Origin of the sequence: Methylobacter psychrophilus, assembly GCF_025583945.1 — a bacterium.
Classification (GTDB): Bacteria; Pseudomonadota; Gammaproteobacteria; order Methylococcales; family Methylomonadaceae; genus Methylobacter_C; species Methylobacter_C psychrophilus.
Map to the genome: position 1 here is coordinate 1 of NZ_JAOEGU010000077.1, position 11,717 is coordinate 11,717.

The following is an 11,717-nucleotide window of genomic DNA, read 5'->3' on the forward strand; positions in this document are numbered from 1 at the left end:
AAGGCTTGCGCGTGATTGATGGTGGCTTAACTACAAATGGAGTTATTGAAACATGTCAATCTACAAACGCAATGATACGTGGTGGATTCAAATCACCACAGCAAACGGCGAGCGAATACAACGCTCTGTTGGGACTCAAGTAAAACAAGAGGCACAAGAGCTACACGACAAAATGAAAGCCGAAGCATGGCGGGTGAAAAACTTGGGAGCCAAACCCCGCCACACTTGGCAAGAAGCAGTTATACGATGGTTAAGCGAGCGTAGCCACAAAAAAAGCCTGCACACTGATAAAGTGCATTTGCGATGGCTAAACGCACACTTAAATAATAAACACATTGATGCAATCAAACAGGACAAGTTAAAAACCGGCGCAAGCAACGTGTCCGGCGCCAATAATCACGCCTGGCGTAAAGCGTTAATTCGTGCTGACATCAAAGAGTTTAGATGGCACGATTTACGCCATACTTGGGCAAGCTGGCATGTTCAGAACGGCACACCGCTGAATGTTTTAAAAGAACTCGGTGGATGGGCTGATTTAACAATGGTTATGAGGTACGCGCACTTATCCAGCGACCATCTAAAAGAATATACCGGCAATGCAAGTCTAAAAAAAGAAGGTAAAGTAGTTGTTTTGAAGGAAAAAACAACTACTGCCTAAAAATTTACAAATTTACTACAAGCAATAAAAAATGCCTAGGTGAAAAACACCTAAGCCTTTGATTTTATTGGTGGGGTGTAGGGGGGGGGAGCGAGACTAATCGTGCCACTGCCAAAAACCAGATCTTAGATATTGGTTAATGTATCGGTGCCATCAACCCCTTTAAATACCACCGTTTTTCCATCAGCAGAGAGAGTCCTACCCGGGTAATACTGGTTGTGGCATTTGCCAGATGCAAAATCATATTCAACCGTGCTGTTGTTATCACTACCAACAAATGAATCATTTCCCCCTGTGCCGGTTTTTACCGCTATTACATTAGCGCTGGCAGCACTGGTTACCTGTTCAAGTACACCGGCACCATCGCTATAGCTGGCTTGCACGGTAATCGCCTGGCTTATCTGCCACTGATCCAAGATAAACGTGTCTGCAGTTGCACCGTTAATTGCCGCGCTATTGGCCAACCGTTGGTAGGCAATGACGCCTAAACCATCAGCATCCGCCAAGGTATTGGTGGCAATTAACGTTTGGTTTTGCGTAGCCGTGCCGGTAATCGTCACTAAACCAGTCGGGGTATTGTCATTCAGGTTAAGCACCGCAACGACCACAACTTGCGGGGCTGCAAACCCCGTCACGCTTCACAGCAAACCGAAGGTATGATTTGCAGGAAATCACCTCAGGCCGTGAGACCTTTGGCTATTCCAGGAAGAGCCTTGCCAAAGGTTGGTATTGCTAAAGTTAACGTTAAACTGTGTGGATGACTAAATTGATTCAGTCTCTTTGTCCAAACCAAAAGCGGCGTGTAACGCCCGAACCGCAAGTTCCAGGTATTTTTCATCGACAACCACAGATATTTTTATTTCTGAGGTTGAAATCATGCGAATATTGATGCCTTCATCTGCCAATGTTTTAAACATAGTGCTGGCAATACCAGCATGCGAACGCATTCCTACCCCGACGATTGACACTTTTACGAGACTGTTGTCACCCTTTACTTTTCTTGCTCCCAGCTCGGCACTGGTTTGCTCCAGTATATCTTTTGCACGCGGATAATCATTGCGATTAACCGTAAAAGTAAAATCCGTAGTGGCATCATCAGCAATATTCTGCACAATCATATCCACTTCAATATTGGCATCGGCAATCGGGCCCAAAATTTTAAACGCAACTCCCGGTAAATCAGGCACTCCGGTGATTGTTAATTTTGCTTCATCGCGATTAAAAGCAATGCCGGATATTAAAGCACTTTCCATTTGTGATTCCTCGTAAGTAATGAGTGTGCCACACCCTTCTTTAAATGATGACAATACGCGTAGCGCAACATTATATTTGCCGGCAAACTCTACCGATCTGATTTGCAAAACTTTGGAACCCAAACTGGCCATTTCCAGCATTTCTTCAAAAGTAATATGGTCAAGCCTGCGCGCTTTAGGCTCAACCCTGGGGTCAGTGGTGTAAACGCCATCCACATCCGTATAAATATGACACTCGTCGGCTTTTAATGCGGCCGCCAAGGCAACCGCCGTGGTATCTGAACCACCACGACCTAAGGTGGTAATATTACCGTGCTCATCGACACCTTGAAAACCGGCGACAACGACGACTTTACCGGTATTGAGATCAGCACGTATTTTGCTGTCGTCAATCTTGCGTATCCGTGCTTTGGTATGAAAGCTGTCGGTCAGGATTTTTACCTGCCCGCCGGTATAAGAAACGGCAGCACAACCTGTTTGATGCAACGCCATACTTAATAACGCCACCGTAACCTGTTCGCCGGTAGAAATTAAAACATCCATTTCCCGGTCACTGGGTTGCTCTTGAATGTCTTTTGCCAACGCGATTAACCGGTTGGTTTCGCCGCTCATGGCGGAAAGCACTACCACGATTTGATTACCCAAATCATGGGCTTTTTTAATTTTTTCAGCGACAGCTTTAATCCGCTCGACAGAACCTACCGACGTGCCGCCAAATTTATATACATATAATGCCATTCAATAAAACCTTGTTATTGCAAAAGTTAATAAACTTCGTCATGACTGCCTATATCTACCAAGACAACCGTTTCATCTTGTATTAAAAATACGCAAATAATACGGTAGTCATGCGTTAGACTACATGAATAAAATTCTTTCAGCTCTCCTTTCAATTTATGCATTTTTAATGACGAATCAAAAGGATTAATTTTGAGCTTAGTCAATACATCAGCATACTTATCAACTAAATGCGTGTGCTTTTTAAAAAACTTCCTTTCTTTACGCTGGTAATTGTCGTCTTTAACTAAGATGATTTCCTACGAAAAATATACCCAGATCACTGGTCTTTTTATTCATTTTCTACGTTGTTAAAATAGTTACGTAGCCAGCTACGCGCCTATTTTTACGCCTTGAAAATAAATAAAAATCCTGCGTGACTTGGGCATATTTATTCTTGGATATCACCTATTTAATTTCTTAGCTTTTCAATGTGTGTATCTACATCATCAATTTCACTAAAACTTGAAAAGTCATCTCGTCTGATTTTTTTCAAAACATTCAAGCACATAGCCTTGTCTATTTTAAAAGCCTCTTCTTGAGAAGATTTGTCCGCAATTTCGCTGTTAATTCCGAGCCTGAAATAATGAATAAGGTCATAAAGCTCTATAAGCTTAGCTTCCGGAATATACTGCAGCTCGTTAATAATATCGTCTTGAATCATAATGTAAACTCCATTAAATCAACATAATATATTGTATATATTGAAGTTAACACCTCACTCCAACACGATCAAGTTTAACTCGTCAACTTTTCCTTTACCCAAGCCGGAACCTGGGCCAATGCCGCCGCCAATCCGGCCGGATTATTACCCCCAGCCATTGCCAAATCAGGTTTTCCACCACCTTTTCCACCTACTTGAGTGGCGACGAAGTTAACCAGTTCACCGGCTTTTATCTGACTCATTTTGTCTTTGGAGACAACGGCGATTAAATTAACTTTGTCGCCATCAACAACCGCCAGAACGATAGCACAACTGCCAAGCTTGTTTTTAAGCTGATCGGCCATATCGCGCAGGGATTTGGCATCCACATCATCAAGTTTGACTGCCAGTACTTTTACATCTGCTACCTCAATGGCTTGAGAACCCAACTCATCGCCCGCTGAACTGGCCAGCTTTGAATTGAGGCGCTCAAGTTGTTTTTCCAGTACCCGGTTTTTTTCCAATAATTGCTCGACTTTTTCAGCAACTTTTTCAGCTGGGCTTTTTAACAGTCCGGTAACGCTGTTCAAGGCTTTATCGCGATTGGCTATCCACTCGATACAACCACCACCGGTGACCGCTTCAATGCGTCTGACACCCGCAGCAACGCCGTTTTCACTGATTATTTTAAAACAACCAATGTCCCCGGCCCTGTTAACATGCGTACCGCCACAAAGCTCGGTTGAAAACTCACCTATTTTTAAAACCCTGACTTCAGCGCCGTATTTTTCGCCAAACAACGCCATGGCACCGGCTTCTACCGCCAAATCTTTAGCCATGACTTGTGCAGTAACGGGATTATTTAAACGAATCTGTTCATTAACCAAGCCCTCAAGGGTGCTAATTTGCTCGGCAGTCACCGGCTCAAAATGTGAAAAATCAAAACGTAACCGCTCGGTATTAACCAATGAGCCTTTTTGAGTCACATGCTCGCCTAAAGTCTGCCTTAAGGCGGCATGTAATAAATGCGTGGCCGAATGGTTTAATTCCGTGGCTTTTCTGTCTGCCGCATTAACTTTTGCAGCACATAGCTGACCTTTGCTTAAGACGCCTGAAATCAGCTTGCCTTTATGTAAAAACAGGTTGCCACCCTGCTTTTGGGTATCCGTCACGTTAAATAATGCTTCCGAGGCAATAATTTGGCCACAATCGCCTATCTGGCCACCGGACTCGGCATAAAAAGGTGTTTTATCCAAAACCACCAAGCCTTCTTCATCGGCTTGCAAGCTATCAACTGGCTGACCTTCACGATAAAGAGCGATAATATTCACTTGATCATCGAGATGATCATAGCCGGTAAATTCAGTCTGACTATCGAGCTTGATATCCTGACTATATTCGGTACCAAAACTACTGGCCGAACGCGCTCTGACCCGTTGCGCCGACATGGCGGTTTCAAAGCCGGCATGATCTACCGTCAGATTGTTTTCGCGGGCAAAATCAGCCGTTAAATCAACGGGAAAACCATAAGTATCATAAAGCTGGAATACTGTTTCACCGGGAATAACCGAGCCTTGCATCTTGGCAACACAAGCTTCCAGAATTCTCATGCCCTGCCCCAAAGTTTCGGCAAAACGCTCTTCTTCTTTTTTTAATACCCGTTCAGCCTGAGATTGTGCGGCTTTAAGTTCAGGAAAAGCCTCGCCCATTTCGTCAACCAAAGGGGCAACCAACTTATAAAAGAAAACATCCGGGATACCCAATCGATAGCCATGCCGAATGGCACGTCGAATAATTCGGCGCAGCACATAACCTCGACCTTCATTGGACGGCATGACGCCATCGGTAATCAAAAAGGCACAAGAACGAATATGATCGGCAATAACGCGTAAAGAACTGATACTTAAATCAGTGGTGTCGGCAAGTTTGGCAGCAGCTTTTAAAACGCCTTGAAATAAATCAATCTCATAATTGTTATGCACGCCTTGCAACACCGCACTAATCCGTTCCAGCCCCATACCTGTATCAACAGACGGCTTGGGTAGTGGCGTTAACGTGCCATCTGCATCACGGTCATACTGCATAAATACCAGATTCCAGACTTCGATATATCTATCGCCATCTTCTTCCGGCGTACCCGGAGGGCCACCGGGAATATCGGCACCGTGATCGTAAAATATTTCAGTGCAAGGCCCACAAGGCCCCACATCACCCATAGACCAAAAGTTATCTTTTGCGCCGATTTTTGAAAGACGGGCCGGCGAAACACCAATATCATGCAACCAGATATTTTCTGCTTCGGCATCCTCGTCAAAAACGGTGACCCATAATTTCTCGGCAGGAATCTCCAACTCTTTGGTTAAAAAATCCCAGGCATAATGAATCGCTTCTTTTTTAAAATAATCGCCAAAACTAAAATTACCCAGCATTTCAAAAAACGTATGATGCCTTGCCGTATAACCGACATTTTCCAGATCATTATGCTTGCCACCGGCTCTGACACAACGCTGACTGGTCACCGCTTTGTTAAACTCACGCTGTTCCCTGCCCAAAAATACATCCTTAAACTGGACCATTCCGGCATTGGTAAATAATAAGGTAGGATCGTTAACAGGTACCAGTGAGCTGGAAGGCTCAATGGAATGCCCACGCTGATGAAAGAACTCAAGGAAGGCGGTGCGCAGTTCGGCGCTAGTCATTTTTTTCATGGTATCAATAATTTTAAAGTGGCGCGTAAAACCGCACCCTAGAATTTAATATTTAAATGATCAAACAAGGCACTAATCATTGTGCCGGAAAAACCGCGCTGCATTAAAAAACGGCTGCGTTTTGCCCACTCATTACGATCAATGAGTAAATCCTGACCATATTTTTTACTATAGACCTGCTCCAACAACACCATCCAGCTACTTACAGTTTGCTGCACAACATCGTCAAGATTAAATGCCTCTATGCCATTTTTGCGCAACTCATAAGTCACCGCAACAGGCCCGTAACCTTTTTGAATACGGGATCTGGCATAGCTTTCGGCATAACGTAAATCGCTCTGCCAACCTTGCAGAGCGAAGTCCTCAATAACCGCCAAAATCTCATCCTTGTTAAAGTTTCTTAGCAGTAATTTATTCAGTAATTCTTTTTGGCTATGCTCCCTACGCGCCAACAATCGAAGACAGCACTCCTTTATTTGCGTAGTAGTGCTTTTATCTGTGTCTTGATTGTCACTTGCTTCATTGGTTGAAGTAAACGGGATTTCTTTATACTTCATCAATGACCGGTTGAATAATCGGCACCGGCTTTTTGAAGGCTTCGGCTCTTATTTTGGCTTCAATTTCTTTCGCTTTTTCAGGATGTTCTTTTAAGAAAAGTTTTACATTTTCTTTACCCTGACCAATCTTTTCATCCCCGTAACTGTACCAGGAACCGGCTTTTTGAATAAAGCCATAGCTGACGCCAAGGTCAACCAATTCCCCCATAAACGAAATACCTTCGCCGTATAAAATCTCAAATTCAGCCTGTCTAAATGGCGGTGCCACTTTATTTTTTACGACCTTTACCCGGGTTTCATTACCAATAACTTCTTCGCCTTTTTTTACAGCACCAATACGTCGTATGTCCAAACGTACAGAGGCATAAAATTTAAGTGCGTTACCACCGGTTGTGGTTTCCGGACTACCGAACATCACCCCGATTTTCATCCTGATCTGGTTGATAAAAATAACCAGCGTATTGGAACGCTTGATATTACCCGTTAATTTTCTTAATGCCTGTGACATCAAGCGTGCTTGCAAGCCCATATGAGAATCGCCCATATCGCCCTCAATTTCGGCCTTAGGCGTTAATGCCGCAACCGAATCGATTACCACGACATCAACCGCACCTGAACGCACCAACATATCGGTAATTTCCAGGGCCTGCTCACCGGTATCCGGTTGAGAAACCAGTAACTCATCGACATTAACACCAATTTTTTCGGCATAACTTGGATCCAGGGCATGTTCGGCATCAACAAAGGCAGCCGTGCCACCCAGCTTTTGCATTTCAGCGATGACTTGCAAAGTCAGTGTCGTTTTACCGGATGATTCAGGACCATAAATTTCAACTACGCGACCACGTGGCAAACCACCACAGCCCAAAGCAATATCCAAACCTAATGAACCGGTAGAGACTACATCAATATCACGGGAAGCCGCCACATCACCCATACGCATGACAGAGCCTTTACCAAACTGCTTTTCTATCTGCATCAGGGCTGCGCCTAATGCTTTCTTTTTATTCTCATCCATTATTAATACCCTGTAGGCCAGAAAAATGTCGACTAACTAATACAATTATTATCACATAGACATCCGGGTTCGGGTAGTGTTGATTTGCACTTTTCAACACACACTCAAATTACGGTTTTTATCGCGTTCCTTCTTAAGCATAACTATGTATACAAGCCCTACGGCTTAGTTTCCGAAAGCAGGAAGTTGCGATGACAAAGCTATAGACAGCTAATTACTCTGGTAATATCTATCCATGCAAGTTAGTTGCCTGTTTTTTTCTCGTCTTGCGTAAAGATATCAAAAAATTAAAACTTGTTAGCCTTTGCTCTCGCTTCTTTACCACCGTTTAAATCACCCTGCATTTCTCTTGCTCTGGCAACCAATAACCAGCTATGTTTTTTAAGTGGGGTATCATTGTTTGCCAATATTGCGGCTTTTTTTGCAAGATCTTCTGCTAAGCGGGGTTTTGAATCCTTTAGCTTTAATAAGGCCAACTTATAATATAAGGTTGCATTTCGCGGCTCTATTCTAATAGCACGCTCAATAGTCGTTGTTGCCGACTCAATATTTCCCGATTGACTGTTTTTATTAGCCGCTAAAGCTAAAGCATTGACCGCTGGCGATAACGGCGAAAAAGTTTCTAAAGGTGCAAAAGCCGGTATACGAGGTTGTGGTGGCGGCGGAGCAACAATCATTGGCTCGATATTAAGAGCGGGTGAGGAATTACTTTGTCCGAATGGAGAAGCCTCCTGCCCTGTTGCTAAAGGTTCTTGACCTGGTATCAAAGGCTCTTGTCCAGGCTGATTTTGTACTTGTCCTTGTTCCTCTTGGCCTGGTATTAAAGGCTCAGGTTCTAACGCTTCTATCGGTGCTGTTATTGGTACAAATTCCTGAAGTGGCTGTGTTGTCACTATATCATTAGAGCCTTGATTTATCGGCTCGGGTTTTATGGGCTGTTGCGCTTTTGACTTCCGTAAGGAAGGTTTTGTTTTACTATAAATTGTTGTTCCGTTTCCGTATACAGGTGCAGGAGGCTGAGAAGCGCAGCCAACAAGGAAAGAAGACCATAAAAAAAGTAAAATAAGTCGTTTGATTAGCATGTTTTATAAGATTAACGGTAGTGGGTTTACTAATGAAATAACTATCATTGCTTTAAATTGAAAAGATATTATAGGTTTTTAAGATTAGATGATATAGGGTAAAACGTAATACATCCGTTTACTTATCGAATCCAGATTAGTATGATATTTCATTATTCGCTGCCCATTCTACATTTTTTATTGAAATTCAGTAAAATTTGATCTTATCAAGGCTACTTGCTGGAGTTTCATAGCCCAATCCATAGTGTACCGATTATTAAAGTAATAATAGTTAACGGTGCGCCAACCCGGAAATAATCCCAAAAGCTGATTACAATGCCCTGCTCGGCTGCTTTTTGCACAACAATCAAATTCGCGATTGAACCCAAAATGGTAAAGTTACCTGCCAAAGTCGACGACATGGCAATCGTCAGCCATGCGGTATCATGATTTGCCAGTGACTCAACAAACGGCTTTATTATCAGCACAGCGGGCACGTTACTTAACAGATTAGACAATACCGCCGTAACTGCACTCAAGATAGGTACCTGATCCAAATGCAAGTGGCTCACGGCAATAATCCAGTCAGGTGTCAACAGGGTACGCTGCGCTCCTGCGACGATGATAAACAAGCCGGCAAACATCAATAAAAGTGACCAATTTATTTCCGCATAAATACGCTTGCTTTTAACCCGCCGCGTCAATAACAGCAAACCTCCAATGATTATTGCTGCCTTGGCGGGCGGTTGACCGGCGAAAAACAGCGCAATCATGATGGCAGTCGCCAATAATGCCCGCATGACCAGCACACGCTTAATACGCAGTTTTGGCGTTACCGCTAGTAGCGGTTCGGCACCAATAAATTCTTTACTGTAAAACAGGGCTATCAATGCCGCCGTTATCAACAACCCAAGCAACGCTACCGGCCCCAGTGCCAGCGCAAAGGTCGGGTAAGGAATCCGGGAAAAACTGCCAATCATAATATTCTGAGGATTGCCGGTGATAGTGGCCGTTGATCCCACATTCGATGCCATCGCGACTGCCAACAGATAAGGCACCGGATTACGCCCCATCCGCCGAGTCAGTTCCAGCACCAAGGGTGCGAGCACAAGACAAATTGCGTCATTGACCAGGAAAGCAGAAAATATTCCGGATGTTGCAGTAATTGCGCATAATAAAATTAATGGTTTTTTCGCATGCTCCATAACCCAAAGGGTGGCAATCGCAAAGAAACCGGACAAACGCAAACTGGCGACAAGAATCATCATGCCAAGCAGCAAGGTAATCGTGTCGAGATCAACGGCTTTATAGGCTTCTTCCAACGACAGTACTCCGGAAGCAACCATTAAACCGGCACCAACCAGCGCCACGCCAGCCCGGTCGATATTCAGTCCGGGGATTTTACCAATAGCAAGCGCCAGATAACTGCCAATGAAGATAACAGCGGCCGCGATTTTCTTGATATCATCGTCAAAGCCCAAACCAGCCGGTAGCAAACCAGGGGTCATGGCAGCGATCAGCGCCATAGTAATAATGAGCAGAATCAATACTATGCTGACAAATCGGGGCCAACGACGATGCCTTGAAAGTAACTTTATCTTTAGTGGTATGGTTTCGGGCACCGAAGAAGTTACCTTAGGCATCCTGCATAGACGTCGTTAAGGTCGATATTAATTTGGCAGGACCTGTTTCAGGCATCGCTATCCAATACAGCAAGAAAGCAATTAACGCAATACCACAAAGGAACAAAAAGGCTGCATCAAAGCCTGCCGAATCGACGATCAGAGCCGCTACTATATGGCTCATTGCAGCGCCCAAGCTCCAGCACGTTGAGAGCACACCAAGAGCGAAGCCGTAATGTCCCGTTCCTTTGGTAAGGTCGGCAACCACAATAAAAAACAGGGCGGCAAAAATATCGGCACAGATACCGTCGAGAACTTGTATCGACACCAAAAAATCGGATCTTGTGAAAGCGTATAGAGCAAACTGCGGAGAGGCAGTACGGCAAAACCCACCAAAAATATTGACTTGCGCCCCCAAAGATCGACTTTACTGCCGACCAACATCGCAGTGAGAACCATAACAATTTGTGCCGTGATAATGCAGGCCGCCATAACCAAGCTCTCGGAACCAGGTTGACTATGTGCAAGCGCTTGGCCCAACATGGGTAACATCGCCGCGTTGGCAAAATGGAACAAGGTAATTAAAGCGGCAAAGATTTGCAATGGCTTACTCTGAAACAATTCACGCAGGCTCACCAGTTATTGATTATGGTCATGATCATGTTTCTCCAAGCCACGTGCCTTATCGTTATCGATTGTCGACGCCTTTATGCTCAGCACGGCAACTATGCTGCAAACCGCTGCCAGGGTAACCAACCACAACATCGCCTCTTGAGCCAGCGCCCAACCAGCGACACCAGCCAGCAGAGCTGTGACTACATTACCGGCATGGTTAAAAGCTTCATTACGCCCGATCCGATAAGTAATGGCCCGGGAACCGACCAGGCCCATAGAAATGGCCGAGATAGCAGAGGGTAACACGGCATCGGCAACACCGATCACCGCTTGGGCGACAGCCACCGCCCAAAAACCATGAAACCAGGTGATCAGTAACGAACAGATAGCAACCACAGTTGCCGCACCGACAATAAGACCGCGCTTGGATGAGCTCCGGTCGATAAGTGCCCCCATGGGTGCCCGTGCCAAAGCCGTTGCCGTGCCACCAATCATCATAATAACCCCAATCTGCCCAGGCTCCCAATGTTGGCTAGAAAAAAGGTACATGACCAGAAAAGGACAAAGACCGTCCTTAACATCGGCAATAAGAAAATTTAGCCAATCAAGAGCGGATGTACTTTTAAAAGTCTGAATAAATTTTCCAAGATGGATGTTATTTTGGTGATTAATGGCTGTTGTGATCATGCAATGGCTCACTTGGGTTTATATTAGACATCTTTCCTAAATAATCGACATAGAATTTGGCCTTTATAAGGTTAAAATAGTGATCTACCTCTGAAAACACGGATAGCCATGACTCCTT

General features: G+C 44.5%; 12 protein-coding genes. 1 reads left to right on the top strand and 11 read right to left on the bottom strand.

Annotation, left to right across the window (positions count from 1 at the left end):
* Nucleotides 1–52 precede the first annotated feature (52 nt).
* Complete coding sequence (locus N7974_RS19135; protein ID WP_262967147.1) at nucleotides 53–658, top strand: tyrosine-type recombinase/integrase; 606 nt, start codon at nucleotides 53–55, stop codon at nucleotides 656–658.
* A 125-nt stretch (nucleotides 659–783) separates the two neighbouring features.
* Here N7974_RS19135 and N7974_RS19140 read toward each other — a convergent pair whose 3' ends face one another.
* The 11 genes from N7974_RS19140 to N7974_RS19185 all read right to left on the bottom strand — a co-directional run bounded on the left by N7974_RS19140 (nucleotide 784) and on the right by N7974_RS19185 (nucleotide 11,599).
* Nucleotides 784–1,293 (bottom strand): hypothetical protein, encoded by a 510-nt coding sequence (locus N7974_RS19140; protein ID WP_262967148.1) that lies wholly within the window; start codon nucleotides 1,291–1,293, stop codon nucleotides 784–786.
* Between the two features lie 126 nt (nucleotides 1,294–1,419).
* A complete protein-coding gene (locus N7974_RS19145) occupies nucleotides 1,420–2,649 on the bottom strand; it encodes an aspartate kinase (protein WP_262967149.1) in 1,230 nt (409 codons plus the stop codon).
* Between the two features lie 26 nt (nucleotides 2,650–2,675).
* Entirely contained in the window at nucleotides 2,676–2,945 is a 270-nt protein-coding gene (locus N7974_RS20835; protein ID WP_394813132.1) for a type II toxin-antitoxin system RelE/ParE family toxin, read from the bottom strand.
* 155 nt (nucleotides 2,946–3,100) lie between these two features.
* Nucleotides 3,101–3,352 (bottom strand): hypothetical protein, encoded by a 252-nt coding sequence (locus N7974_RS19150; protein ID WP_262967150.1) that lies wholly within the window; start codon nucleotides 3,350–3,352, stop codon nucleotides 3,101–3,103.
* A gap of 74 nt (nucleotides 3,353–3,426) precedes the next feature.
* Nucleotides 3,427–6,039 (bottom strand): alanine--tRNA ligase, encoded by a 2,613-nt coding sequence (gene alaS / locus N7974_RS19155; protein ID WP_262967151.1) that lies wholly within the window; start codon nucleotides 6,037–6,039, stop codon nucleotides 3,427–3,429.
* Between the two features lie 38 nt (nucleotides 6,040–6,077).
* Complete coding sequence (locus tag N7974_RS19160; RefSeq protein WP_262967152.1) at nucleotides 6,078–6,596, bottom strand: regulatory protein RecX; 519 nt, start codon at nucleotides 6,594–6,596, stop codon at nucleotides 6,078–6,080.
* Nucleotides 6,586–7,614 carry a recombinase RecA gene (gene recA, locus N7974_RS19165; RefSeq protein ID WP_243218495.1) on the bottom strand — a complete coding sequence of 343 codons (1,029 nt, stop codon included), beginning with the start codon at nucleotides 7,612–7,614 and terminating at the stop codon, nucleotides 6,586–6,588. The genes N7974_RS19160 and recA overlap by 11 nt, the downstream gene beginning before the upstream one ends.
* A gap of 287 nt (nucleotides 7,615–7,901) precedes the next feature.
* Entirely contained in the window at nucleotides 7,902–8,507 is a 606-nt protein-coding gene (locus N7974_RS19170; protein WP_262967153.1) for a tetratricopeptide repeat protein, read from the bottom strand.
* Between the two features lie 416 nt (nucleotides 8,508–8,923).
* A complete protein-coding gene (locus N7974_RS19175) occupies nucleotides 8,924–10,297 on the bottom strand; it encodes an anion transporter (RefSeq protein WP_262967154.1) in 1,374 nt (457 codons plus the stop codon).
* A gap of 13 nt (nucleotides 10,298–10,310) precedes the next feature.
* Nucleotides 10,311–10,625 carry an MFS transporter gene (locus tag N7974_RS19180; RefSeq protein WP_262967155.1) on the bottom strand — a complete coding sequence of 105 codons (315 nt, stop codon included), beginning with the start codon at nucleotides 10,623–10,625 and terminating at the stop codon, nucleotides 10,311–10,313.
* 311 nt (nucleotides 10,626–10,936) lie between these two features.
* Nucleotides 10,937–11,599 carry an MFS transporter gene (locus N7974_RS19185; RefSeq protein ID WP_262967156.1) on the bottom strand — a complete coding sequence of 221 codons (663 nt, stop codon included), beginning with the start codon at nucleotides 11,597–11,599 and terminating at the stop codon, nucleotides 10,937–10,939.
* Nucleotides 11,600–11,717 lie beyond the last annotated feature (118 nt).

What these genes read in the sequence shown, in the direction of transcription:
- N7974_RS19135 (WP_262967147.1), top strand. Translation starts at nt 53, where the DNA reads ATGTCAATCTACAAACGCAATGATACGTGGTGGATTCAAATCACCACA.
- N7974_RS19145 (WP_262967149.1), bottom strand. Translation starts at nt 2,649, where the DNA reads ATGGCATTATATGTATATAAATTTGGCGGCACGTCGGTAGGTTCTGTC.
- N7974_RS19150 (WP_262967150.1), bottom strand. Translation starts at nt 3,352, where the DNA reads ATGATTCAAGACGATATTATTAACGAGCTGCAGTATATTCCGGAAGCT.
- alaS (WP_262967151.1), bottom strand. Translation starts at nt 6,039, where the DNA reads ATGAAAAAAATGACTAGCGCCGAACTGCGCACCGCCTTCCTTGAGTTC.
- N7974_RS19160 (WP_262967152.1), bottom strand. Translation starts at nt 6,596, where the DNA reads ATGAAGTATAAAGAAATCCCGTTTACTTCAACCAATGAAGCAAGTGAC.
- recA (WP_243218495.1), bottom strand. Translation starts at nt 7,614, where the DNA reads ATGGATGAGAATAAAAAGAAAGCATTAGGCGCAGCCCTGATGCAGATA.
- N7974_RS19185 (WP_262967156.1), bottom strand. Translation starts at nt 11,599, where the DNA reads ATGATCACAACAGCCATTAATCACCAAAATAACATCCATCTTGGAAAA.